The organism is Microcoleus sp. N9_A2, from assembly GCF_036701775.1.
Classification (GTDB): Bacteria; Cyanobacteriota; Cyanobacteriia; order Cyanobacteriales; family Microcoleaceae; genus Microcoleus.
Genome location: NZ_JAUBRH010000015.1, coordinates 86,437 through 112,090, shown reverse-complemented (window position 1 = coordinate 112,090; position 25,654 = coordinate 86,437). Strand labels below are relative to the sequence as shown.

The 25,654-nt window shown below is 45.6% G+C and carries 25 protein-coding genes and 1 pseudogene; 10 read left to right on the top strand and 16 right to left on the bottom strand.

Features of this window, described 5'->3' with window-relative positions; translation table 11 throughout:
* Window positions 1-235: 235 nt before the first annotated feature.
* The 11 genes and pseudogenes from QUA44_RS12145 to QUA44_RS12100 all read right to left on the bottom strand — a co-directional run bounded on the left by QUA44_RS12145 (window position 236) and on the right by QUA44_RS12100 (window position 9,215).
* Entirely contained in the window at window positions 236-751 is a 516-nt protein-coding gene (locus QUA44_RS12145; protein WP_333251051.1) for a transcriptional repressor, read from the bottom strand.
* Window positions 752-804: 53 nt separating this feature from the next.
* Window positions 805-1,143: a hypothetical protein gene (locus tag QUA44_RS12140; RefSeq protein WP_333251049.1), complete on the bottom strand. Its 339-nt coding sequence runs from the start codon at window positions 1,141-1,143 to the stop codon at window positions 805-807.
* Window positions 1,144-1,241: 98 nt separating this feature from the next.
* Window positions 1,242-1,460, bottom strand: a complete 219-nt coding sequence (locus QUA44_RS12135; RefSeq protein ID WP_333251048.1) for a hypothetical protein — start codon at window positions 1,458-1,460, stop codon at window positions 1,242-1,244.
* 310 nt (window positions 1,461-1,770) lie between these two features.
* Window positions 1,771-2,202, bottom strand: a complete 432-nt coding sequence (locus QUA44_RS30685) for a photosystem I reaction center subunit XI (RefSeq protein WP_333118101.1) — start codon at window positions 2,200-2,202, stop codon at window positions 1,771-1,773.
* Window positions 2,203-2,256: 54 nt separating this feature from the next.
* Window positions 2,257-3,267 (bottom strand): annotated as a pseudogene (locus tag QUA44_RS12130) (chlorophyll a/b binding light-harvesting protein); the annotation flags it as partial.
* Between the two features lie 22 nt (window positions 3,268-3,289).
* The gene (locus QUA44_RS12125) at window positions 3,290-4,360 is read right to left on the bottom strand and encodes a chlorophyll a/b binding light-harvesting protein (protein ID WP_333251113.1); all 1,071 of its coding nucleotides are present in this window, start codon (window positions 4,358-4,360) and stop codon (window positions 3,290-3,292) included.
* 538 nt (window positions 4,361-4,898) lie between these two features.
* Window positions 4,899-5,636, bottom strand: a complete 738-nt coding sequence (locus tag QUA44_RS12120; protein ID WP_333251112.1) for a response regulator transcription factor — start codon at window positions 5,634-5,636, stop codon at window positions 4,899-4,901.
* Between the two features lie 312 nt (window positions 5,637-5,948).
* Window positions 5,949-6,911, bottom strand: coding sequence for an FTR1 family protein (locus QUA44_RS12115; RefSeq protein WP_333251041.1), 963 nt, complete (start codon window positions 6,909-6,911; stop codon window positions 5,949-5,951).
* Window positions 6,912-7,021: 110 nt separating this feature from the next.
* Window positions 7,022-7,456, bottom strand: a complete 435-nt coding sequence (locus tag QUA44_RS12110; protein WP_333251040.1) for a ferritin-like domain-containing protein — start codon at window positions 7,454-7,456, stop codon at window positions 7,022-7,024.
* 587 nt (window positions 7,457-8,043) lie between these two features.
* Window positions 8,044-8,169 (bottom strand): hypothetical protein, encoded by a 126-nt coding sequence (locus QUA44_RS12105; RefSeq protein WP_333251038.1) that lies wholly within the window; start codon window positions 8,167-8,169, stop codon window positions 8,044-8,046.
* A 911-nt stretch (window positions 8,170-9,080) separates the two neighbouring features.
* Complete coding sequence (locus QUA44_RS12100) at window positions 9,081-9,215, bottom strand: hypothetical protein (RefSeq protein WP_333251033.1); 135 nt, start codon at window positions 9,213-9,215, stop codon at window positions 9,081-9,083.
* A 95-nt stretch (window positions 9,216-9,310) separates the two neighbouring features.
* On the opposite strand from QUA44_RS12100, the gene QUA44_RS12095 reads away from it, so the two are divergent.
* The 5 genes from QUA44_RS12095 (at window position 9,311) to QUA44_RS12075 (ending at window position 13,670) form a co-directional block, all read left to right on the top strand.
* The gene (locus tag QUA44_RS12095; RefSeq protein ID WP_333251031.1) at window positions 9,311-10,237 is read left to right on the top strand and encodes an energy-coupling factor ABC transporter permease; all 927 of its coding nucleotides are present in this window, start codon (window positions 9,311-9,313) and stop codon (window positions 10,235-10,237) included.
* Window positions 10,230-10,889, top strand: coding sequence for an energy-coupling factor transporter transmembrane protein EcfT (locus tag QUA44_RS12090; RefSeq protein WP_333251029.1), 660 nt, complete (start codon window positions 10,230-10,232; stop codon window positions 10,887-10,889). Before QUA44_RS12095 ends, QUA44_RS12090 begins: the two co-directional genes overlap by 8 nt.
* A 118-nt stretch (window positions 10,890-11,007) precedes the next feature.
* A complete protein-coding gene (locus tag QUA44_RS12085; RefSeq protein WP_333251028.1) occupies window positions 11,008-11,742 on the top strand; it encodes an energy-coupling factor ABC transporter ATP-binding protein in 735 nt (244 codons plus the stop codon).
* 289 nt (window positions 11,743-12,031) lie between these two features.
* Window positions 12,032-13,036, top strand: a complete 1,005-nt coding sequence (locus QUA44_RS12080; protein WP_333251026.1) for a 2-hydroxyacid dehydrogenase — start codon at window positions 12,032-12,034, stop codon at window positions 13,034-13,036.
* Window positions 13,037-13,232: 196 nt separating this feature from the next.
* Entirely contained in the window at window positions 13,233-13,670 is a 438-nt protein-coding gene (locus tag QUA44_RS12075) for a CAAD domain-containing protein (RefSeq protein ID WP_333251025.1), read from the top strand.
* Window positions 13,671-13,827: 157 nt separating this feature from the next.
* Here the strand turns inward: QUA44_RS12075 and aroA are convergent, their stop codons facing one another.
* Complete coding sequence (aroA, locus tag QUA44_RS12070) at window positions 13,828-15,183, bottom strand: 3-phosphoshikimate 1-carboxyvinyltransferase (protein WP_333251023.1); 1,356 nt, start codon at window positions 15,181-15,183, stop codon at window positions 13,828-13,830.
* 427 nt (window positions 15,184-15,610) lie between these two features.
* Between aroA and QUA44_RS12065 the strand changes: the two genes are divergently transcribed.
* A complete protein-coding gene (locus QUA44_RS12065) occupies window positions 15,611-16,114 on the top strand; it encodes a hypothetical protein (protein WP_333251021.1) in 504 nt (167 codons plus the stop codon).
* 118 nt (window positions 16,115-16,232) lie between these two features.
* On the opposite strand, the gene QUA44_RS12060 is transcribed toward QUA44_RS12065, so the two are convergent.
* Window positions 16,233-16,712 carry a hypothetical protein gene (locus QUA44_RS12060; RefSeq protein ID WP_333251018.1) on the bottom strand — a complete coding sequence of 160 codons (480 nt, stop codon included), beginning with the start codon at window positions 16,710-16,712 and terminating at the stop codon, window positions 16,233-16,235.
* A 273-nt stretch (window positions 16,713-16,985) separates the two neighbouring features.
* On the opposite strand from QUA44_RS12060, the gene QUA44_RS12055 reads away from it, so the two are divergent.
* The 3 genes from QUA44_RS12055 (at window position 16,986) to QUA44_RS12045 (ending at window position 19,244) form a co-directional block, all read left to right on the top strand.
* Window positions 16,986-17,663: a hypothetical protein gene (locus QUA44_RS12055; protein WP_333251015.1), complete on the top strand. Its 678-nt coding sequence runs from the start codon at window positions 16,986-16,988 to the stop codon at window positions 17,661-17,663.
* Between the two features lie 366 nt (window positions 17,664-18,029).
* Window positions 18,030-18,329, top strand: coding sequence for a putative quinol monooxygenase (locus QUA44_RS12050; protein ID WP_190656699.1), 300 nt, complete (start codon window positions 18,030-18,032; stop codon window positions 18,327-18,329).
* 111 nt (window positions 18,330-18,440) lie between these two features.
* Window positions 18,441-19,244 carry an MOSC domain-containing protein gene (locus tag QUA44_RS12045; RefSeq protein WP_333251013.1) on the top strand — a complete coding sequence of 268 codons (804 nt, stop codon included), beginning with the start codon at window positions 18,441-18,443 and terminating at the stop codon, window positions 19,242-19,244.
* Window positions 19,245-19,256: 12 nt separating this feature from the next.
* Here QUA44_RS12045 and QUA44_RS12040 read toward each other — a convergent pair whose 3' ends face one another.
* The 3 genes from QUA44_RS12040 to QUA44_RS12030 all read right to left on the bottom strand — a co-directional run bounded on the left by QUA44_RS12040 (window position 19,257) and on the right by QUA44_RS12030 (window position 22,764).
* A complete protein-coding gene (locus tag QUA44_RS12040) occupies window positions 19,257-20,105 on the bottom strand; it encodes a Uma2 family endonuclease (protein WP_333251011.1) in 849 nt (282 codons plus the stop codon).
* Between the two features lie 40 nt (window positions 20,106-20,145).
* Entirely contained in the window at window positions 20,146-21,015 is an 870-nt protein-coding gene (locus tag QUA44_RS12035; protein WP_333251008.1) for a calcium-binding protein, read from the bottom strand.
* A 75-nt stretch (window positions 21,016-21,090) separates the two neighbouring features.
* Window positions 21,091-22,764: a methyltransferase domain-containing protein gene (locus QUA44_RS12030; protein WP_333251006.1), complete on the bottom strand. Its 1,674-nt coding sequence runs from the start codon at window positions 22,762-22,764 to the stop codon at window positions 21,091-21,093.
* A 369-nt stretch (window positions 22,765-23,133) separates the two neighbouring features.
* Between QUA44_RS12030 and QUA44_RS12025 the strand changes: the two genes are divergently transcribed.
* On the top strand, window positions 23,134-25,654 hold a 2,521-nt coding region (locus QUA44_RS12025; RefSeq protein WP_333251004.1), incomplete at its 3' end, for a glycosyltransferase.

Below are 25,654 nucleotides of genomic sequence, written 5' to 3'. Positions count from 1 at the left end.
CTTAAATCCCCTGCCTAAAAACTTCGCACTCCGAAGTCAACTGTCAACTGTCAACTGTTAAATTCCTTGCAACGCTATTAAGAGGAAGGGAAAGACGGCAAGTTTTGAAGGCGTGAGATTGCTTTCTGACGAATCACTTCGCTAACATTCCTTGCAACGCTATTGCCGTACCTGAGTTACCAATTACCAATTACCAATTACTAATTCCCCATTACCGAAGTGTATTTCATCCGACTCAACTAATTTCCTCCTCAATTTCCGAATGATATCGCGGACATGACCAACTGCTCGGCAGCAAAGAAGGCCATCCCTCCCGAAGCGCTTCCAAACACACAGCACGCACAGTTAATTGACAGTCAAGCAGTTCAACACCAGCTTTGTCAACTTGCTTTTTGCCAACTTTTAAAATCGATTCATCGCTAAATTCAAAGGTTTTGTGACACTGAATGCAAACCAGATGGTGGTGGTGGTGCAATTCCGGCAAATTCAATTCGTAATGTTTGTGTCCTTCTGCTAATTCTAATTCACGCAAAATCCCAATTCTTGCTAATAAATGCAGCGTTCTATAGACAGTAGACAAGCCAATTGTTTCTCCTTGATTCTGCAAAGTCTTGTATAATTCTTCGGCACTTAAATGATTGCCTTGCCGCAGATTTTGAAAGACACTCAAAATAGTTTCTCGCTGGGGAGTCAGGCGGCAGCCTCTCTGGTTGAGTTCGACTTTGAGTGAGTTAGCGCTGTATAGATTCATAGCAAATTTGTCCCAATAATTGTTATAATTTCCCCTGTGTTAGGGGGAATTTACTAGATCCTAATTCCGGTTGCTAAAGGTGGAAGAGAAGGATTAGTGGTCTGTTTTTCTGCATAATCTTTGTGAGCCCTAGAGCAATGTTGCTGGCAAGAATTGGCAAAATAAGTCTTTGGTTCAAAGTCAGTACAGCCGATCGCATTTTCAGTACAAGCAACGCACGGCCGCACCGTACACTTGAGACGGTAGTCATTAGTAAAAAACTCGCAATCCGCACAGGGAATTTGGTGCAAGCGCCGGAGTTGATAAACTCCTTCGCGCAGCGCTACCGAAACACTCCACAAAAACATAACCATCACAGTTACGATACAAAAACAGCACATAAAAACAGTCATAGACTAATTTTCTCTCTTGGTACCTACAAATCCAGAACTGATGAAGTTTAAGCAAGAAACTTCAACTTTGTTTCTTGCTTATCTTGATTAAACTGCATTCAGTTTCTATTAAGGCGGGCGCGACAAGCGTGCCAGATGTGACCGGCAAGCGCTGTTACACCCAAGAAAAATTGTGCATTTAGGCGGGCATTACCAACCCAAAAATTAAAATTCGCTTCATCCTTTCCCAAGCCGTTAATGCTAGCAATTGTCACAGTTATTTCCCTCGCAAAATTAATATCTGGGCAATTTTTAACTTGAATCTTGTTGCCATTCACATTTTTTGCAGAGTTTTTTGAAATCGGCAAAATTTGAATAAGACTTACGAATGAAGGTTCAGAAACCGGGGTTTTTACGAAAAGACTTGTGGTCATCCGTAGATTCGGTAAAAACCCAGTTTCTTTGGTGGGAGTGAGTCCAGGAGTGTTTAAGTCCTACGGCTCAGGTATAATTTGACAGAAATTTAGCTATGACTTGAGAAAAAACCGGATTTCTTGAAGGTATTAGTGCCGCAAGTAGCGGACAGAAACCCGGTTATTTAGTTTTTCGCAGTGCGGAATTAATTCCGCACTACAAACCGTTTTTATTTCAGTTCACAACCCCCCGGAAGATTGCATCAATGCCAGCAAAATTATCTAACAGCAAATAGGCAAGGAATGCTCCGCTGGTACCGCCCATTACCAAACCGCCCCGGAATAAACTCCAATCTTCAGGCGTTTTGTGCCAGTAAAGAACTTTACCTGCTTCAATCTTCCGATTCTCGTAAATCGAAAGACCCGTTGACAGAATCAACACCAATGCCAGAGTTACCAGCAATGCTGCCAGCGGTGCTAAACCTTTTTCTTGCAAAGGCAGCAATACTGCAAAAGCTCCTACTAGGAAATAGCCGTGAGCCAAGCTAACTTCCAATCCCCGGACTATGGGAGACAATCCCTTGCGGTAAATCGGCAAATTTCGCAAAAAAGTTACAGTCACATCGGAAAAACTAACTGCTGTTGCTGCCGCAGGTTGAGCTTGCATCTGACCGGATTTTTCAACCTTGCTAGCAGTTGCAGTTACAAATTCGCCCGATCGAAAATCAAACCCCGCCGCCTTCGTGCGAACGCGCAGCGCGTGCCAGATGTGACCCGAAAGCGCCAAAATCGCTAACACAAAATGGCTTGTTGCCAGCCAAGTCCGCGAAGAAACAACCGCTGCATCCGGGCCGCTCAAACCCACCGGGCCGTAGAAAACCTCTGGATAAACAGTGTCATTTACGGTCACAAAGTAGGCGGCCAAAAAGCCCATATAAGCCAGAGCGCCCAAACTGTAAGAAAGGTAAGCTTCGCCAGACCAAAACAGCACTCGCTGGGCCCAAGCAAAAGGCTTGGTGAAGATATGCCAGAAACCGCCAAGAATGCAGAGCAAGCCAACATAAATGTGACCGCCGACAACATCTTCTAAGTTGTCAACTGCTGCCATGCCTTCCGGGCCGCGCACTGGTAAAAGATAGCTGAAAATGCGGGCGGGATTGAGGGTTGGTTCGCTAATTATCCGCACGTCAGCAACGTGGGGATCGTAAAGACCGCCCCAAAATAAGGCTTTTGCCACCAACAACCAAGCACCTGCACCTAATAGCAATAGGTGAATGCCGATGATGGTTGTCATTTTGTCTTTGTCTTCCCAGTCGTAGCCGAAGGAACCAAAGAATGTTTTGTTTTGCGGCAATACTTTCGGGCCGAGCAAGGAATGGTAAAGGCCGCCGGCACCGAGAACTGCGGAACTAATTAGATGCACAACTCCGATCGCAAAATAGGGATAGGTATCAACAATTTGACCGCCAGGCCCTACTCCCAAACCCAAACTTGCCAAATGCGGCAGCAGGATTAAACCTTGGTTGTACATCGGCAACTCTGGGTTAAAGTTTGAAAGTTCAAACAGAGTCATTGCCCCGGCCCAGAGTACGATCAAACCGGCGTGAGCGACGTGAGCTCCCAAAATTCGTCCTGAAAGGTTAGTGAAGCGGGCGTTACCGGCCCACCAGCCGTACTCGTTTTCTGAGTTTTCCGGCTCTGAAATTAAATTCTGATCTGTTATTGCTTGCATTTTCGCTTTCCTCCTGATGCGGTTAACTGGCTGGACTGGCTGCAACTTTATTTCCTTCGGGCTGGATGTCTTCGCGCATTGCTTGCACGACTTTGCCTTTGCGGAAATCAAATCCTGCCGATCGCAAAGCGTGCCAGAAATGCCCTTGCAGAACGAAGAAGGCGAGCCAGAAGTGGGTGTTAGCCAACCAGACGCGGGAGGTCAGCATTCCTTCGCTGTGAAAGTAGGGGAACTGCTCGAAGCCAATTTTCAAGGTTGGCCCGTAGAATTCCTCTGGGTAAGCGATGGTATTGACTGAAACAAAGTAGGCTGCGATGAAACCCATTAAGGCTAAGGCACCGAGACTGTAGGAGAGGTAAGCTTCTCCTGACCAGATGAACAGGCGTTTTGCCCAATCAAAAGGTTGAGTGCGAATGTGCCAGAGGCCGCCGACAATGCAAAGGATTCCTACCCACATATGTCCGCCGACAACATCTTCGAGATTGTCAACAGAGGCGAGCCAGTGCGTGCCACCTGCACCGAACAGGTAGCCGAAAATCACGGCGGGATTGAAAGTGGGTTCCGAAATTACCCGCACTTGCCCGATCGTGGTATCATACAAACCACCGAAATACATAGCTTTGGCCACCAACAACAAGGCACCGACACCAAGCAAAACTAGGTGGATGCCCAAGATGGTGGTCATTTTATCTGCGTCTTCCCATCTGTAGCCGAAGAAAGGAGTTTTTTCTTCGAGGGTGGCGGGCCCTTTGAGGGAATGAAAGATGCCGCCGAAGCCGAGAAAGGCTGAGCTAATTAGGTGAATTACACCAATCTGAAAGTACGGATAAGTATCGACAATTTTGCCTCCGGCACCAACTCCAAAGCCGAGTCGGGCTAGGTTTGGCAACAGGATTAAGCCTTGTTCGTACATGGGAAATTCTGGGTTGAAACGGGAAAGCTCAAATAGGGTATAAGCTCCCGCCCAGAGGACGATGAGGCCGGCTTGGGCGACGTGGGCGCCTAGCAAACGACCGGAAAGGTTGATTAAGCGGGCGTTGCCGGCCCACCAGGGAAAGGTTTCTCCTTCGGCTGGGAAGGATTTTTTGGCCATGCTTGTCACGGGGCGATTTACCTCTTGTGAAAGATGTCAGTTGAGTTTTAAGCGCTTGCGGCTTATTGATATAGATAATCAACAATTTTAGAAGTTTCGTCAAGGGCTTTTTGATAAAGTTTTTCACTTAATTTGGTTAAGATATGTAACACAACGGTGTAAAATATCGTCAAATCAAGCCTATGACTGGTTTCTAGGCTTGACGGCAAGTTTGCCCGTGATTGGAAAAAATAAAGATTAGATCTAATTTAAAACTTTTATTGACAAATAGTTTTACTAAGCTTATTGTTGTTTAAGTAGCTATCTCATCCTCTCGGAAAAGACAAGGTGGCAGAACAAATCCGGTACTTTCTTCTGGGTAAGCTTCGATCGAAGTGGGACTAAAAGACGGTGCGGGATTGTTTTTTCTCAATTAATAGAATAAATGGCTACTTGTCGGCATATTCAACTCAAACTCCAAACCACAAAGCCTGAGAGCGTTTGCTCTCAGGCTTTTCTATCGAAATTTTTAACGGATTGTGGAATCTGGCGCACCCCTTCAAGCAGAAGATTTGGCTTCCTCGGCGACTTGCTCGTTGTTGGGCAATTCGAGGCAATAACCCGCCCCGTATACGGTTTTGATGTACCGAGGATGGCGGGGGTCGGGTTCCATCTTGGTTCTCAGGTGTCTGATGTGTACGCGAATTGTTTCGATGTCGTCGTCTGGGTCGTAGCCCCACACTTCTTTGAGGATTTCGCTGGGAGAGACTGTTTGACCGTGGCGCTGCAGCAAGCAGTGCAGCAACTCGAACTCTAGGTGAGTCAGTTTGACGGTATTAACGTACCAAACAGCTTCAAACCTTTCGGGGACGAGGGTCAGCGGGCCGTAATTCAGGATTTCGGAGTGTTTGGCTGCTTGGGGGATGCGGTCTGTGCGCCTCAGCAGGGCTCGCACTCGCGCTAGCATTTCTTCTAGTTCAAAGGGTTTGGTCAGGTAGTCGTCGGCGCCGGAGTTGAAGCCTTCTACTTTGTCTTGAGTTTGACTTAAGGCTGTCAACATCAAGACGGGTATGTCGGATGTGCGATCGTCCCTCCGCAAACGCTGGCATACTGTGAATCCGTCTACTCTAGGCAACATCAGGTCTAGGACGATCAGATCTGGCAGCAGTTGTATTGCCAGTGCCTGACCTTTGATGCCGTCTTCTGCCTGGGTGACTTCGTAGCCAGCCATTTCTAGGTTGACGGCTACCAGTTCGGCGATCGCCGCGTCATCATCAATAACAAGTATCCGAGGCATCATTATTTATCTCACCGCTAACCGAATGGCAGAGCCTACAGCCTTCTGGGGGTTCCAGGTAACTTTAACGAACAATTTTTTAATTTTAAGCTTCATTAAGGATTATAAGGTTGATTAAGAACTTTTTGAGCTGTGTAAATATTCTTGTACTAATTGTAAGCGCTAAGGGAGTCTATCAGAAAGCTTGATCGCCAAAAATCTGGCCTGCAGCAGGATATCTGCGTGCGGGCGAGACTTCGGAAGAGGAATTTTTCCGGCGATTTGAGGTTTTAGAGAAGATTCTGGGCGGGCGGGCAGGTACAGGGTTGACAACTATGGGGCGATATTTGTGTTTTGAGCAGGCTGAGTGTTGTTGCCCGAAACGGTTGGTTTAGCGCCTAGTTTTTGGAAATAAAGATTGCCGATTGTTGCTAAAAATGTGATGTAAACTGCTGCTTGGATGAGATAAAGTCGATCTCTGTATCCAAATAGTGCTTTGAGAAAAACTCCCGGAAATTGCCGATCGGGCAAAACTGCTTCTGCATTCCACACCAGCGGCCCTAAAATACAAGAGTGAATTTGTGAAGTGCGATCGAAATAAACACAAAGCGCTGCATATTTACTATCCATCTGCGACAAAATGGCAGCCGCTTGGTCAAAATGTTTCAGTGCAGATACTGCTAAACCCGCAACAATTAACAGCAACAAAATCCCCATAAACTTGAAAAACTGGCGGATATCAATTTTGATACCCCACTTAAACAGCAGCGCGCCAAATATCGCAGCCCCAATCAAACCGCCTAAAGCACCTAAAGCCGGACTTAAACCTTGTTGAAATTGAGCGCTGACAAATATAACTGTTTCAAAACCTTCGCGAAGTACGGCGATAAAAATTAAGCCGAACACGCCCCAACCAGCTTGAGTATTTTCTGTCAAAGCTGCTGTAACTGCTCCTTCCACTTCTGCTTTGAGAAAGCGGGCTTGCTGAGTCATCCAAATTAGCATCCAGCTTAGCATGGCGATCGCCACAATTCCCAACACACCTTCTAGTAGCTGTTTAATTGCCGGTGCGTAAGGCTGATTAGATGTTGATAGTGCGGCGAGCAATCCATTAAACAATACACCTACAAAACCGCTAGCAGCAATGCCGGCTCCGACACCTGCATAAACCCAGGAATTGAGATTGCTTTGCTCCGCTTTTTTCAAGCAAGCTAGGACTATTCCGACGACTAAGGCGGCTTCTACGCCTTCGCGCAGGGTAATTACAAAAGTCGGTACCGCTTCGCTAAAATTCATTTTTTATAATCATGGGGCATGGGGGATGGGGCATGGGCATGAGGCATTGGTCATTGGTCATTGGAAATAACAACTCACCACTAACCAATAACCAATAACCAATGATTAAATCAACTATAATCCCGCAGCATTTTTTTCAATTCTACTTGGTGCAATTCTTCTTGTCCAATCAGATTGCGGGCATATTCTTCCAAATAAACGCTGGAGTCAGTCACAACTTCAAGGAAAGATTTATACTTTTTAAGCGCTTTTTTCTCGTGATTTAAACTTTCTTCCAATAAGTCTTTCACAGAGTGTTTGTAGGTTTCTTCGATGGGAGCAATTTTCTGACTGGGATGCCCCTCTAAACCGGTGAGAATTTCTCCTGCTTGTTGGGCGTGGAGTAAGGATTCCGTTGCTTGTGCTTTAAAAAACTGCACGATGGGAATCCGGTTTGGCCCTGTCACCATTAGTGAATAGTGGGTATAGCGCACGACACCTGCAAGTTCCCATTCCATGATGGTGCATAGCAGTTCCTGGGTTTTTTTCTCGTCAAGTTCTTTCATTTGTTGTTTTAGAAGTAGCAGGCCTTAGAGGGCGCTGTTTATAATATCACATTTAAGTTAAAAATTTAAAATAAGGTGCTGATGGCGCACCTTACCGGATAGATGTTCTATGTGAGTTACGGGTTAACTTCTAAGGTTCCAATAGGAGCAAACACTACAGTAAACTTAGCCACGGGTGCTGCACTGTTGCTGCTAGTTTCGGAAGATTTGAGCAGATTTGGCAAAGGAGTTTCTTGGGTATAATCCTTGGCTGGTTGATTGAGGGGCTCGAAATTGTCGATCGCCCCATCTTGACTGACGCTGACCCGATCGACTAGATTTTGAGTTGAATGTAGGGCTAGCTTGCCAACTTCGATCGATGCGACGATCGTACAGTTTCAGAATTAACTCCTCTAACTTTGCCCGATCCGTAATTTCTGCTGTCTAATTAGTCCCATTGACCGCCTGAACTCCTTGCTTGCTGATACAGGCAAAACTTGCACAGTCTTCTTTGTACGGCTACTCGCAATAGCCGATTCAGTTTACTTATTAGTAAAAGGTGCAACATCAACCTACTTGTCAGGCAGCTTTTTGTGGCTGTAAACAGCTCAATTAGAACTATTTGCAGCCAGAACCTTACCGCTGCTACTTGCAATAGCAGATTCCGTCGGCTTATTCGCAACAGCATTAACATCTGCTGGTGCGTCAGAAGGATTTTTCCACTCGATTGTCATAGACTTGACGTAAATACCGCGAAAGTTTTCTTTTTGTGTTGCCGAAAGATTGCAATTGGATAAGTTTCAATAAATAGGGTAAAAACTCCTACACAAACCCAAACAAACTTGTGCATCTTCCTCGCCGGGAGTGGCTTATTTTTTGTCTCCATAAATCAAATTTCACATTACTTAAGTTCATGGCTAATAGGGGAATAGAGGATGCCAGGACATAGCTCTGCAAGCAACCAATAAAGCAAAAATCCAGAAAAATAAGGTTCACAATTTGCATAATTTTTGCGTGAAAATTATCTGGTGATCTGATTCATCTGTTGAAAATGGTAATTAATAATTAACCGCTAACTAATAACGACAAAGCGCGAATTTTATCAACACCTAGTCCGCTCACCATGCTGCCACCCCAGAGTAACTTTTGTGAGAGTGAAATTTGAGCGATATCTAACTATTTGGAAAATTCAGATGGAAGTAAATCGGTAGTTGAGTCTTGGGTGTTGCACCACTGGCAAATATCCTGTAGGTTGTGCGGAAAATTACTTGAGAATAAGCGCATTAGTATTTTGAGTTTCTTGATAATGCAGCTCCTGCGGGCAAAGCCGATCGCGCCAATGTGCGATCGACAACCGCAAACCTACTGGTAATTATATTGACTAGCAATAATTCGGACTTTTTAGTTTCTCGAACACGCAATACTTTGGCTGTGACTAGCTATCTGCTAATTTCACTGCTGCGGTCGTCAAAAACTTAACGCTATTTATTCTCAGGAGTTGAGAATAAAACCAATGAGATATTTTCAGTGTATTATTTATGTTTTTTTAATATTCTTGCTTGAGCTTGACGGTGAATACAATTTTGCAGTTGAATCTGTAAACAAATATTGATAATTCTTATCAAAAAGCTTCAATGTGGGGGTGCTAGGTAAAATATCCCAATAATTCTTCAGGATTATTTAATATAAAATTTCTCATCCTCAAAATTCTGCCTTTGAGGCGGTAATCTATATAAAATAAGCGATCGCCCGCCACGAATTGCCCGCTAACGAAGAGCATCGCTCCCCCGCACCAATACCCCCAGAGGGGATGGTAAATTTTTGTAAAAAATAGTTGACTAAAGGGTTGGGAGTTCAATTGTTTGGGATAGATCTATGCACATACCTGATGGTTTTCTTTCACCGCCCGTAGCCATTGCCACTGGCATAGCAAGTGCAGCAGTAATTGCAGTTGCCCTAAGTCGAACCCGCACCAGTCTGGGCTCGCGGCAAGCCCCAATCATGGGCTTAACTACAGCTTTCGTGTTTGCAGCCCAGATGATCAACTTTCCCGTAGCCGGCGGCACCAGCGGACACTTGTTGGGAGGGGCGCTGGCATCTGTGGTTTTGGGGAGCCCTTGGGCGGCAACTTTGGCGATGAGCACCGTTTTTATCATTCAAAGCGTCTTGTTTGCCGACGGGGGCATCACCGCCTTGGGTGCGAATATTTTTAACATGGGGCTCGTTGGCATTTGGGTGGGCTGGTGGCTGTTGCAGCCGTTGCAGCAACTCTTGGGAGGTTCCAGAAATCGCTTGCCCATAGCTGCGGGTATTGCCGCCGCCCTCAGCATCGTTGCTGCTTCTATTTGTGTGGCGATCCAACTGGCAATTTCTGGTACAGTAGCGCTGAATATCGCATTGCCAGCAATGGTAGGCATACATATTTTAATTGGCATTGGCGAAGGGGTAATTACAGGTGCAGTTTTAACTTATCTAGTCAAAGTACGGCCGGATTTACTGCCGGGAGAACAGCCGCAATTGCAAAAATGGGTAGTGCCAGTAATCGGGGTTTTATTAATTTCGGGGGTGCTTTCGCTGTTCGCTTCAAGTTGGCCTGACGGGTTAGAATCGGTAGCCGAAAATTATGGCTTTAAAGAGAAAGAAGCTGTAGCGATCGAAAATCCTACTCCTTTAGCAGATTACACAGTTAAAGGATTAGAAGAACAGCCGATAGGTACTAGCATTGCTGGAGTTGTGGGAGCGGCCACCTGCTTCGGTGCAGCCTTTGGTATTGCTCAATTAGTCAAACCGAAAGATGCTTAAACTCTCGATACCTTTTCGATTGCGGTTATCTCTGATAATTGTAATCGGCATTGGTTTTATGAAGACTGGCGCTTGGCTGTGGCTGGGGATTTATGGGGCGATCGCACTTATTTGGTCGTTTTGGCTGAGAGCGCCCCTGCGAACGCTAGTACAACTGTTAGGAGCCGAATTAATTTTTCTGTCATTGTTAGTATTGCCGCAAGGTTGGGAACGTGCCAGTTTTCTGTTGCTGCGTTCCCTAATTTGCCTGCTAATTATGAACAGTTTTCTGCTAACTTTGCCGCCCCACAGTTTCGGAATCGCCCTCAAAGGATTACCCCTACCAGCAGGTTTGCAAGAGATAGTTCTTTTAGCGGGACAATACTTAGAAATCTTGCTGTCCGAAGTCAACCGCATGAAAAGATCCGCGCAACTCCGAGGCTTATCTGGTACAGCAGGATGGTTGCGCTACGCCAGTGCTTCCATGATCGGAGCGCTTTATTTGCGAAGTCTCGATCGCGCAGAAAGAGTACACGCAGCCATGATGATTCGTGGCTATCAAGGAAGTTTACCCACCGAATCACAATCAACACCAAAACAGCGACTGTGGCTGACACTCGCAATTTTAACCGCAGCGGGATTAACAATAGCTTCTTACGGTAATTGGGCATAGGGCATAGGAAATTGATTAATTCATCCCTCTATCTTTTTCCTTATCCCCTCCCCTCTCTGCGTTCTCTGCGCCCTCTGCGGTTAAAAACTCTTAATCCTAAAATCGAGGCAAATAAAAATTGACTAATCTCAAATCACCGCCAACCATTGAAGTGCAAGACCTAGTATTCAGCTATCCCCAGCAAAAACCAGTATTGCGGGGAATATCCTTTAATTTGCAACCCGGAGAAAGAGTTGGTTTAATGGGTTTAACAGGGGCTGGAAAAAGCACCTTACTCGAAAATTTAATCGGCTTAAAAATGCCTCAATCCGGCGAGATTAGAGTGCAGGGAACAAAGCTGGAACAGGCGACTTTATCGCAAGCGCGGAAGCAAATAGGATTTTGTTTTCAAGATGCTAACGACCAGCTATTTATGCCGACTATTTTAGAGGATGTGACGTTCGGGCCGCGCAATTATGGAGTGTCGCTTGGGGAAGCGCGCGATCGAGCTTTAGATTTATTAGACGAATTCGGCTTAGTCGAATTTGCCAACCGTTCGGCCCACGAACTTTCCGGGGGTCAAAGAAGGTTAGCAGCCTTGGCAGCAATTTTAGCATTAAAGCCTGCAATTTTAATCTTAGACGAGCCGACGAACGGACTAGACCCCTCGTGGCGCAGGCGTTTGGCTAAAGTTTTGTCGCAATTGCCGATCGAGGTAATTTTAATCGCATCCCACGATTTGAATTGGATCGGAAAAACGACTCAAAGGGCGTTAATTTTGGCGGATGGTGAGATTAAAATTGACAGAGACACTGAAGATTTGATGAAAGACAAATCAACTCTTGAAAGTTATAATTTGCCGCCAGATTGGTAATCGGTGATTTGTTTGTAGAGTGCTACAACATCAGACTGTAAGTTGCGAGATCAAAGGAGGCTGAGCCTCCGAATCTGCATTACCAGGCAAAGCGAAAGTAACGAGCAATTGCTTAAGTTATTAAATTTTCATTCGTAATGCCAAAAATTAGCTTTTTTTATAGATGCTTTCGTTGGGAAACTCCAAATTTCTCAGGGAAATTGTTTTTTTGGGTTAGGGAGTTTTGGTGGGGAAAGAGAGTTAATCTGGAAAGAATTGCTAACTATTACTGAATTTGCAGGCAAAAATCATGAAGGTAGCTGTATTCAGCACGAAATCCTACGATCGCACTTTTTTAGAAGCAGCCAACGCTGGCCAACACGAGTTGGTGTTTTTTGAACCGCGCCTGAACCTGGAAACGAGCGTGTTAACTGCGGGATTTCCGGCGGTCTGCGCGTTCGTTAACGACACTTTGGACGCAAAAACGCTGCGGGCGATCGCCCAAAATGGTGTGCGCTTGCTGGCGCTGCGATCGGCCGGATTCAATCACGTCGATTTAGCAGTAGCCCGCGATTTAGACTTAACTCTGCTGCGAGTTCCCGCTTATTCTCCCTACGCCGTCGCCGAACACGCAGTGGCGATGATTTTGTCCCTCAACCGCAAAATCCACCGCGCCTACAACCGCGTCCGCGAAGGCAATTTTGCCCTAGATGGCCTGTTGGGTTTTGACCTCCACGGTAAAACGGTGGGCATCGTCGGAACAGGGAGAATTGGCGCAATTACTGCCCAAATTCTGCACGGATTCGGGTGTCGCCTGCTGGGATACGATGTTTACCAAAACCCAGATTGCCTCGCCCTAGGCATGGAATACGGCGCACTCCCGGAACTGTTCGCCACCTCTGATATTGTCAGCCTCCACTGTCCGCTGATACCGGAAACTTACCATTTAATCGGTGCAGAGGCGATCGAGCAAATGAAACCAGGGATGATGCTGATCAATACCAGCCGCGGTCAGTTGATTGACACTAAAGCTGTCACCAAAGCACTGAAATCTGGTATAATTGGCTACCTCGGCTTAGATGTTTACGAACAAGAGACGGACCTGTTTTTTGAGGATTTGTCAAATCACGTCATTCAAGACGACGTTTTTCAGCGTTTGCTGACTTTTCCAAACGTCCTGATTACCGGACACCAAGCTTTTTTCACCGAGGAAGCTTTGAAAAATATCGCCGAAACCACGATCGGCAATATCACCGACTTTGAACAAGGACGCCCTTGCCCGAATCAAATCGACCTCGATCAAGTGAAAAAATGAGTCAAAAGACCGATTTGGCAGCGAACGCAATTGTTTAAAATCAAGTCATATCGTTATTTTTGCTTGCAATTTGTGAAACTCTGCTTTAGTCTCATCAATTAGTCCCTGCAGCGCGGATGCTGTGCTAATTGCCGGAGAATTATACTGGCAGCAATTCACAGCCTGCAATTTTACCTGACAACGGAGGAAGTATTCAATGACACAAGCTAACTTTTCGGACGAGACACAAACAATCACTGAAGTCGTGACAGTAGATCTGGTGGAGGACAAACCGGGGGTCATGACTACAGTGACAACCACAGAAACAACGGCGGGCCAGTTCCAAGATATTAAAGACCAAGTTATTACAATTTTGTCGGAACTTCCAGCCTATCTCTCTAATTTTTTTGCTGACTACCAAAAGCCCCTCATAACTGTTGGTTTAATTCTGGCAGGCGGTATTAGTATTAAGGTAATGCTGGGAGTTTTAGGTGCTCTTAATGATGTCCCTTTGGTAGCTCCAGTTTTTGAGTTAATTGGCATGGGATATACGGGTTGGTTTGTTTACCGCTATCTGCTCAAGGCTTCTAATCGCCAAGAGTTGTTAACGGAAATTGATTCTTTAAAAGAACAAGTTGTAGGTAGAGATTCTTAAACGGATATTGAAGGAAGAGGGAAGTTTGGCAACGATCACTGTACGGGATGTAACGGATGTCAGGAAAAAGGAAGAAAGAGGATTTTTACCACTCTCTCATCTCCTAATCTCCCACTTCTCCCACTCCTCCCTCTCCCTCTCTCTCACTCTCCCGCTCTCAATTTGGATGGCAAACTTGTTGTAAAGTGGCGGTAAAGTCGGGGTATGAAATAGCAGCAGCTTCTGCCCGGTGAATGTTAGTAATACCTGTGGCGTTGAGGGCTGCGATCGCCAAACTCATCGCTATTCTGTGGTCGGTGTAGCTGTCTACATCCGCACCGATCAAAGGAGTTCCCCCGGTAATTTCTAAACCGTCGGGTAACTCGGAAATTTGGGCTCCCATGCGGTTGAGTTCTGCGGCAGTCACGGCCAGCCGATCGCTCTCTTTGACCCGCAACTCGGCTGCATCTCGAATTATTGTAGTACCGGACGCAAAGATCGCGGCTACGGCCAAAATCGGGATTTCGTCAATCAGTCGGGGAATTAAGTCGCCCGCAATGGTGCATCCCCGCAATTTGCCGGAACTGCGAACCAAAATATCCGCTACAGGTTCCCCAGCCGCCTCTCGCTGATTTTGCAGTTCAATGTCGGCCCCCATCATTTCCAAAGCTTCCAAAATGCCTGTACGAGTTGGGTTGACGCCGACATTTTCGACTACGAGTTCCGAACCCGGGACGATCGCCCCAGCAACTAGCCAAAATGCCGCCGAACTAATATCCCCCGGTACAATCACATTCTGCCCTTGCAGTTGTGTCGGCCCAGTTACTGTCACGCTACAAGTTTCTGGATCGACGCTCAATTGGGCTCCAAACGCTCGCAGCATCCGCTCGCTGTGATCCCGCGACAGAGCGGGTTCTGTGACTGTAGTTTCTCCGCTGGCCATCAAACCGGCGAGCAAAATGCAAGATTTAACTTGAGCCGAGGCGATCGGAGAATGGTAGTGAATCGGTTTTAACTGCTGTCCCAGTATCGCTAAGGGAGCTAAAGAATTGCTTTTTCGACCCCAAATTTGCGCTCCCATTTGTTGCAGGGGTTTAATGACGCGCGACATGGGGCGCGATCGCAAAGAACTGTCACCCGTTACTGCATAAAAACGCCCCGGATGAGACGCTAAAATTCCCAACATCAGCCGCATCGTCGTGCCGGAATTACCCGCATCCAAGACTTCCACAGGCTCCTCTAACTCGCCAATTCCGACACCCGTGACTGTCACCCGTTCCGCGTTGAGTTCAGAAACTTTGGCTCCGAGGAGCGAGAAACATTTAGCCGTGCTGCGGGGGTCTTCTCCTAGGAGTAGTCCCTCAATTGTAGTTTTACCTTGGGCGATCGCGCCCAACATCAAAGCTCGGTGAGAAATCGACTTATCCCCTGGCACTCGAATCCTCCCCACCAGCGACAAGCCCGAGGCAGGTTTTTGAATGCTTAAAGTTTGGCTTTTGTCAAGAAGCGTAGTAGTGATAATGTCAGCTTGCATTGAGATAAACTAGGATTGGATGGCGTTAGCTATCCTACCTTTTTCCCAGTCCTAAGTCAGTTGTCTTTTGTACGGCCTGCGGTTTTTTTCCCAATGTGTCCGGTTAACTTAAAGGCTGATTAAACTCGCCCGGAGACTGCGCTGTCAGTTTTCGATGACACGGGAGTGCGGACGCAACGGCACGGATTTCACATTAATTTCACAAATATTATCCGTGTATTTGCTTAGATTTCATGTCCAGCTCTCAGTTATCGACCAGATGATTGAATTGTGACTAAACAATTTTAGATTTTCGATTGCGAGTTGTAGATTTTTCATTTTTTTAAGCAAAAGCTCCGGAATTTGGAAGCCAGCCAATCTAAAATCTAAAGTCTAAAATCTCAAATCTCAAACCACCCGATCCACAACAACTCCTAAACTTTTATTTATGCTGACCCATCACCGCAAGCCTGTAAGTTTATCGCTGGTATCCACAGATTTACCATTGTGGTCAGTTGTTGAAACCGCTGGTACGCTTTATCAAAAAGACCAGGATCGCTTTCACTTGTTGCTGCACGAACCAGCAATAATCGATCGCCAATTTTCCGACGGCTCCGACGAATCTGCCGAGCAAGTTACAATCTTGCCCCCAACTACAAAACCCCGGTTGCTCTGGCTAGAAGTTTCGCCCTATCGAGTCATTATGACCATGCAAGGAAACGGCAAATACAGTTACCGCCACTGCTGGGAACGAGGAATGTACGGCCTGAGCCGTTATTGGCTTCAGGGCGAATCGCTGGCGACTCCCGAACAGTTGCGACTCCGCAACTTCACCCGCAACTTGACGCTGACAGGAAAGCCGGAGCCCGGACACTTGCAGTTAGAATACGAGTTGTGGTCGGAGAAAGTGCAACTCGGTTGCTATATTTTGAATCTAGAAATTCATCACTAAATTGGGTAATTGCAAAGGGGTAGATAGTAGGTGAAGGCGACGCATTCCTCAAATTCATTCACCCCCCGTGGGTTGTTGGGGTTCGCGTGGCCATCTCAAAACTCAAAACTCTTAGCCTTTAGCGATCGCCCTTACAATAATTAATCAGTTTGCTAGTCAAAGCGTCTTGATTTGCGGCTGCTTGATTCGCCTGTTGGCCGGCTCTGATAATATCTGCTTGAGCTGTTTGGATTTGCTCTCGACCTTCTATACTTGTAGAAGCGAGATTTGCAGCCTGAAGACTTTTGCTTATGTCGCCGAGGGCTTGACTAATTTCCTGGAAGGATTTAACCGATGGCTCCTGAATTTCTTTGAGGGTTGAATCTGTTATTCGCAGATCCTCAAGTTCATTCGCTATCAGGTTCAAATTTTTAGCTAACTTGTCGGTCGTTGCAGCATCGTTGCTGTCTTTATCAACATCAATGAGAGCGTTGCCTTTGTTGACAATTTCAGTAAATTTAGTACACTGGACAGCTCGGCTATCGCTGCAACTAATCGTCAGCGTACAGCAAGCAACAACTATCAGCAGGATGGCAATCTGTTTGCGAAAAAAGTACATGAAACCTCGGTTGCAAAAAAAGTAGATTCTGGGATTTTGTAGTAGAGTGCGTCACTCGATTTTCGATTTTCGATTTTCGATTTACTTGCGACATTGCATCAAAGGATCTGGAACTTTGGTCTAAAATTAGGGATTGTCCACAAGGCGAGTGTACGCGGCACAGTATCCGTTTTTGGGTGTGTCAGCGGGCCGATCGATATATCGACTGTCGAAAAACTTTCGCGGCATTCAGACACGCTCTACTAAGCTAAACTACGTACCTGTTTAGGAACTATGGTCAAAAACAGCAATAACCTAAAGAAGGGAAGCATTTGGGGATATCTTACCCTGCTTTTGCCTATTTCCTTGACGGCGGTTGCCAGTTTCGAGTCGGGAAGGATGTTTTGGGCGATCGCCACTACAGCTGGCATTGCTTGGGCTTACAAGCTCTACCAGCAGCAGCAAAAACATAAACTCGCTCATTTAGACTCGGTTTTCTATAAGTTGATCAAGGAAAATCAAGGGCGAGTTACGGCTTTGGATTTGGCGATGAATGCGAAACTCCCGGGAGAAAAGGTTCAAGAGTATCTCGACGAACGGGCTTCTGAGTTTGCCGCGGATTTTGAGGTGACGGAACAAGGCGGAATTTTGTATTATTTTCAAATAGCTCCACCTGTCAATCAAAGCGAAACAGCTAATGCGGGAATAGCTGTTCAAGAGCCTCCCACAAATCTGGAAAAAGCACAAGATAAAAAACCAAATTTATTCCCCATTGCTCAAACCAAGACTCCTCAAAAGCCCAAAATCTCTTTTACCCAGACGGAACTCTCCCGCAGGTTCAAAGTTCACGCAACTACGATCGGCAAGTGGAAACTTAAGCCGGAGTTTGCTCAGTGGAGCCGCGAAAAAGACCCGGAGGATCTCGCCTGGGAATATTCTACAGAAAACAAGCGATTTTATCCCAAAGATTGAGTTCCTCCGGTATTCGCCCAAATATATCAAGAAACCCGGTTTATACGACGCTCTGCGGTTGCTAACGAAGAATTTGTGAAGAAACGGGGTTTCTCTTACATCTTGGACAATTCTCAAGAACAGGCAAGATGCCTGTTCCACAAAGAATGAGTTTTCTTGTAGGGTGGGCTTCTAGCCCGCCCATAAAAAGCTTATTGACAATGGTGCAAGATATGATGTTTCTGAGACTTGAGCGTGTCTTGGACTGATTAGGCCGCCGTTGACCGATCGACCTATTTAGGTTATTTTAAGTAAAATCCTCTATTGTTGAGTTTGCCAAATAAAAATCGGTAAATTCGATCGTCCTATCTGTGACTTTTTTCTCCTATGTCCAAAACAACCTTGCGAGTAGTCGCCCGCCTCGCCGCCTTTCCCGACAAAGTAGCAGAACTTAAATCTCTGCTGCTGAGCATTATGGAGCCCACTCGCAAAGAAAAAGGCTGCATCAAATACGAACTCCTGCAAAATCAAGCCGATCCCACAGATTTTACGTTTGTTGAAGAGTGGGAAAGTGCAGATTTGCTCGAACTACATCTCGGTTCAACTCACATTCAAGACGCCGTGCAGAAATTAGACGGTTTGGCCGTTGGGCCTCCAGATATTCGTCGCTATGAATTGCTAGCTTAATCGGGTTTTTATAGCAATTTTATTAATGTTTGTGAAATAGCTTATGCCCCCTATATCGGCTTTTTAAGGGGGCTATAGTTCATTATAAATTGAAGCAAAGCTAAAAAAAATATGACAGTAGCAACAATAAAACAGTTATTTATTTATCCAATTAAAGGGCTGACACCGCAACCAATGTCGGAGTTTGCTTTAACAGCCGGACACGGAATTAAGGGCGATCGAGCTTTTGCCCTGATGTTTGCAGATAATCTTGAAGCTGCTAAGATGCCCGCCCAAAATATGCCTTGGATGAGCAAAAAACATTTTGCCGTTCAAAACGATTGGCCTCTGTTAGCAGCTTTGCAATGTGATTATCAACCGGAAACGACGGTTTTAACAGTCAAGCGTCAAGGAGTTGAAGTATTATCCGCAGAAACGAACACAGCAGCGGGGCGCGATCGCATCGGCACTTTTTTCACAGAATATCTGGCGGCAATTGAACCCACAAAAGAAGCGAGACACCCGCAGTTTGCACCTTTGCACTTAGTCGGCGACACCAGCGGCGAAACTCGTTATCCCGATCGAGAACCCGTACACATTTCTTTACTCAGTCAAGCCACATTAGACCAATTAACAGAAATCGCTCTTCAAAACATTGACGTGGGCCGATTTCGCCCGAACATTGTGCTAGAAGGTATGGCAGCTTGGTCAGAATTTGAGTTGATCGGAAAACAGTTTCAATTAGGCACGGCGCGCATAGAAGTTACAGCACGAATCGGCCGCTGCGTCAATATAGAAGTGAATCCAGAAACAGGCGATCGGGATATTTCCCTACTCAGTTTACTCCAACAGGAATTCGGTCACGCACAAACAGGAGTTTTAGCCAAAATTATTAACAGCGGCACAGTTAAAATCGGCGATGTTTTGACTTCTTAATAAAAAGCAACATTAAGATTGTGAATGCTGCCTAACTTCCTCTACTGATAAACCCAGTGCTTCTGCCACTTGCTGTGTATTCAATCCCATAGCCAACAACCGAGGGATGGCATCCCGCCGTGCTTGGGCTTCTGCACTCAAAGCCTGCTCTGCTAAGGAAGCTCGTTGCTGTTCGACAGCAGCTCGTTCTGTACCTGTCAGCAGCAAATTGCCCTCGCTGTCCCACCACCGCAGCCACAGCATTGTCTGGTTTTGATAACTGCCTTGCCACAGTCCTAATTCTACGCCCATTGGCGCGATCGGATAATGACCGCGATCGTTCGGAAGCAACGGCTGGTAAAACCCATTGTTCAGGCTGTAAACCTCCAGCCTGCCACTATTGATCTCATAGATGCCATAATACGGAATCCGCACGATCCGCTCATAGACCCAAAACTTCCCAGGTCTTGGCGCCGATTCGACTTCTGAGTACGATAGCGGCGTTGTGTCTCGCTCTTGAGAACCGTCTCCCGATGCGAACTCCAAAGCAATCATCGGGGCCATGAATTCCCGCCACAGCACGTAAGAGCGACGAATCTGATTTCCTAGTCTTGGTGGCACATTCGGCACGTAGAACCAATCAGGAGCTTCCGCTCCCTTTTCAAGCGGGTCAGTTTCTCGCCAGTAGATGCCGCAGTCTTGCCCTATAGCATATTGCCCATCGGGATGAAGCTCTTGCAATACCGACCCGATAGAATCAGTCAAAATAATGCTCTGGGGATGCTCCTGAAAATTCTTCACGAAAGTGCCATCTTCCTCTGGCAGTTGAGTGTGGTCGGGGAAGGGAGAGGGAAGGACAATCTTTTCGGTTGCCGGGGTCATGCTACCTCTCAAGTATTGCAGCTTACGTGAATATCTTAACTCATCCTGCTTCCGGCACCCTCACCTTATTACCAATCAAGTTCAGAAAACTCGCTCCAAAATGTTGAACCTCCAAAAAATTAGCATAGGAAGGAGTTGACTTGTAAACTCTAAAAGTCCGCATAATTCCTAAAGTCGCGGCACTTTCCAGCGGGCCGATAAAGCTAGTATCTCTGTCCAAAAAATGAGACTGCTTAGCCCAGTGTGCCATCTGTTCCGCATTCAAAAAATAGCAGCCGGAATGAGGATTCAACGCCCGCTCAAAAGCGATTGTTTGTTCCATGATTTTTCCCATTAACTGCCGCTGCTCCTCTACATTTTGAAACTGAGAAGTCGCTGATTCTGCTAAGTCACCATCAACATATGCTTTAAAAACCGCGCCTTTAGGCGATATTTCATAGCGATTAGGTTGCAGCAAATTCCCATTTCCTCCGTGATGCGTAAACCACTTTAATTTACTAAAAAACCACGGATCATGCAGAACTAAATCATCTTCCAAATAACAGAAATAATCGTATTTGTTAAGACACGCTCGCAAAACTGCTTGACACTCAAACCCCAATAGCAGCGGTTCGCATTTTGTAGCGTGGTGCATAAAACATCTGGGCTGCACTGGCAGTTGAGGCAACAGATGATAGCCTTGAGTAGTGCAAACAACAATGTCAATTTCGTGTTGTTGAGATTGATTTGCTGGGATAGTTGCACATTCGCTAATGTCAATCATCGACTGAGATTTGCCGTACAAAGCTTGCAGCGATGTCACGCAAGCGGTTAAAGCGTTTAGTCGTGGTTGCGGATCATTTCGCTGGGAAGCGTGTTTCCCCTCGCCGCTGGGATTGTAAAAGTGAGCAATAGTGAAGAGAATTCGCATTGGTGTGGATTAACAATTAGAAATTAAACAATAAAACAGAACGATCGCACAATAACCCTATAAATTTTACCGCACTTAGTCACCAAATAACTCCGGCAGGTGATCGCGCAGCTCAGCATTTAAACGTGGCAACTCGTCTCGCATCTGTAAGTACCAATCTCGGCGCTGCCGGTAGTGCCCGCACAGCAAGCGGTTGTCCCGCACCCATTCGTAAGCATTGGCGGCTATTTCCCGGCGCATAGAAGTGTCTGAAATCAGCGAATTTAGTTTGGTTTCAAACTCTTTTTCATATCTATAAATAAATCCGGTTTCACCTTCGACAATCGAATGTTCGTACACAGTGGGACTTGCCAGCACCGCTACTCCCCGCGCTGCACATTCAATAAATTTTAAGTCGGATTTCATTTCGTTAACCGGGTTAGCAACGAGCGGCAGTAAAGCTATATCGCAACTGTACATTATTTCTTGATACCGTTCGTAACTGCAAAATGGTTCAAATTCTTTTTGTTGTATTTTTAAGGCTTCAAAAAATCTGCGGTCGTGGATTACTTTAACTCGAATCCGGTGCTTGTGTGCAACTAAAACTCGATTTACCGCTGCCATAATCGGCTGCCAATCTTTTTCGCGGTTGAGTGCACCAAAAAAGATGGTGACTGTATCTTCTGTGGGATAAATTCGCGGCGGAGGTAGATAAGCTAATTGATTGGGAAATACTGCAACATTAGGATTGTAGCGTCGTAAAATTTTTGCTAGCGGTTCCGTAGAAGTTTGAACGCAGTGACAGCCGCGATAGCTGAGGTAATTATTGTCGGCGTATTCGCGGCGACGAATGGGATTGTCGTCAATTTCAGCTACTATTAAATAGCCTTGTTGCAGGAGTGCTTTGAGTTGGGGAATGTAGGCGGGATATTGCATGATTGTCCGCTGCCAGATGAAGACTTTTTCTTCTCCAGACAGCGGCGGAATTAATTCTGCTGCTTTCACACTGGATACGGTGCGGACACCGGGAATTGTAGCGCTAAAATTGTCCGGTTCCAAAACTCGCACACGATCGCACCCTGTAGGAGCCATAATGATAGTGTGAATCAGCAATCTGCGCGCAGGTACGGTCGATTTGGTCGATCGCACGATATAATATTCAGCACCCGTTTCCGTAGCAAAACTGCTCGATGTGATCTCTAAAGCCTTTACCATTGGATGTAGTAATTCCTGAAAGTGGACAAAATTTTCGGTTTTGTGTCCCTTCCCTTGAAATTCGTAAACCTGCAATCCGGCTTGAGCAAATAGTGATTTAATACTTTCTAGGGTAAACCAGTGCTGCATCTTGCTGTCGGGATTTTCCCACTGTCCCCGCAACAGATTGACAATCCGCCGCCAGTATTGAACATTAGGGATTCTAGCGAGAATTTGCCCATCTGGATTCAGCAAAGCACTGTACTGCTTGAGGACATCCCAAGGGTTTTTGAGATAGGGTAGCAAGTCGCCAAAAACCAAACAATCGACGGTTCCTGGGGCGATGTCGAGACTTTCGAGGGCAATTTCTTCAATATCGGCTACCGTCACCCAGTTTAGGCGATCGACTGCAATTTTAGCTTTTTCTCGATCGCATTCAATGCCAATATACTGACAATGGGGATTGATCAGCTTGTACTGTTCGCCCGTCGAGCCCGTACCGCAGCCAATTTCGACAATGACTTTAGCATCCGGCGGTAGCAGCTTCAAGAGGTCGTGGTTGACGCGATCGATCACTTTCTCTAAAATTCCTGATTAGTTTATCGTAAAATAAAACAGAGCAACCCATGCCGACAGACAACCAGCCGAAGGTTAGCATTGCGATGCCAGTATACAATGGCGATCGGCACATTTGTCAAGCACCCAATTTTCTGTTACCAACCCTTTCCCTTCCCTCTCTTCTCTTCCTCTGCGTTCTCTGCGCCCTTTGCGGTTCATTTAATCTTATTCACCCATCCTACAAGGATTGCCATATCTTAGCAAATATTGAGCAAAATTATAATTTTTTCTCAACCCATACCCTCATTGAGCGCGATTGAGACTCTCAATTAATTCTGCTTTTTTTTCAAAAATCAACACAACAATTTGCTGAATACATTAGAAACTATGAACCCTAATCTAGGAATGAACATCGCCGGCTACATCAACGGCGAATTTGGCATAGGAGAAGGTGTCAGAGCAAACATCAGAGCCGCAGAAGCCGCCAACATTCCCTTCGTCATCAACAATTTTACCCGCAGTCCCCACCGCAAACAAGACACTACCTATCAAAACTTTAGCCAAGACAATCCCCATCCCGTCAACTTAATTCAAGTTAACGCCGATGAAATTGCAACCTTTATCAAACATACAGGTTCCACCTATTTTGAAAACAAATACAATATCGGCTTTTGGGCTTGGGAACTTCCCGCATTTCCCCCAGAATGGCAGCCAGCATTTAATCACTTTCACGAAATATGGACTTACAGCAACTATTGCGCCGAGGCAATTTCGGCACTTGCGCCAATTCCCGTGATCAAAATTATGCCCAGTATTGCTCTCCCCGCACCTTCCCTGAACAGAGAAGCACTGAGTTTACCTAAAGATAAATTTATTTTCTTGTTTGTATTCGACTTTTCCAGCCGCATCGAGCGCAAAAATCCTTTAGTGGCCATACAAGCATTTAAACAAGCTTTTGGCGAAGATGACCGCCTATTGTTGATTATCAAATCTTCTAATTCAAACAGAAATTTAGAGCAGAAAAACTTATTAAATTCTGCCATCGCCAATTATTCAAATATCAAACATCTAGACGGGTATTTGTCCAAAAATAAACTTAACGGTTTGCTCTACAATTGCGACTGTTATGTATCCCTGCACCGCTGCGAAGGATTTGGCTTAACAATGGCTGAAGCAATGTTTTACGGGAAACCCGTAATTGCCACCGGCTATTCATCAAATACAGAATTTATGAATGTCGGCAATAGCTATTTAGTCAAGTATAAATTAATCCCACTTGAGAAAGATTTCGGGCCTTACAAAAAAGGCAATGTTTGGGCCGAAGCGGATGTCGAACACGCTGCGGATTTAATGCGGTACGTCTTCAACAATTACCGGGAAGCTCAAGAAATTGGAGCGATAGCTGCTGAGGAAATTAAGACTTTACTCCACCCGCAAGTTACAGGCAATAAAATTAGAAAACGTCTCGAATATATTGCCGAGATTACCGATAACTTTCAAAGCATACCTCTGTCAGGAACAGCCACAGCGAAGTCTGCCAAAATTAGGGCAGACTTGCCACCATCACAGCAAAAAAATCAATCCAAAGCAGAAGTACAAAACGAGCAGCCGAAGGTTAGCATTTGCATTCCAACATACAACGGAGAAAAATTTATTGGGGAAGCAATTCAAAGTGCTTTGGCCCAAACCTACGCTAACATAGAACTGATTATATCCGACGACGGCTCCACAGACAGCACAATTGCGATCGCCCAATCATTCCAATTACAAACCTCAGTCGATTTCCGCATCGTACTGCACCGCAACTACGGCTTATCACAAAACTGGAACTTCTGCATATCCCAAGCAAAAGGTCAATACATTAAATTTCTGTTTCAAGACGACTTGCTCGCACCAGAATGTATTGAAAAAATGGTCGCAGTCGCCCAAAAAAACCCAGAAATAGGTATGGTTTTCTCCCCGCGTGGCATCACCATAGCTGAAAATGAATCTAACCCGATTTTGCGGAGAGCTTCTCAATCAATTAAAGATTTGCATAAAAGTTGGTCGAATTTAAAATCTCTTCAGCCCGGAAAACAATTACTGGCAGATACTAACTGCTTGAACAACCCGATAAACAAAATTGGCGAACCTAGTACCGTCTTAATTGCCGCGCGAGTATTTGAAGAAATAGGATTATTTGATTCGGGATTATCTCAGTATGTAGACTTAGATATGTGGTGGCGAATCATGGGCAACTATCATATCGGATTTGTAGACGAAAAACTGTCCTCCCTGCGGATTCATCCCGAACAACAAACTTGGAAAAACTTCGCTGCTGGGGAAAATCATAAGGATGTAGTCAGATTTTACAAAAAACTACTAAATGCTCCTGATTACAGTTTCTTGAATCAACAAATTAAACAGACAATCCGCCAAAAGTTGGCATTGAGAACCCAGCCGAGTTTATCAGAATTGTCAGCAATGCTTGAGCAATACAATAAATCCCCCTCAAAACAGCCTCTTCTCGCGCTGCGCTCCTACCGCCAACAGCTAGCTGAATATTGGCTGAATTTGCCAGCGAAAAAATTAGAAAGTGCTTACTTGAAAGACACGGGAAAAGCTCATAAATTGCTCCTAGATAGCGCCCTCAAAAATGAAACTTTAACTGAGTCAGAACAAAGTTTTGTCCAGCAGTTATCCTCGAAACTTGTTGAAGGAGGGGAAATTGCCGAGAAGATGCAATATCTCCTCGCAGCGATGCTGTACCGCGACGCTTATCAGTTACCACTTGAGTATAACAATGCAGCGATTCCCCAGTGGTTTTTTGACGACTTTTTGAAATTTATATTTCAGTCGCCGAATTATTTTCAACTGAGATGTGGCATTGTCAAGAACGGGCAAGATGCCCGTTCCACAACAGATAAAT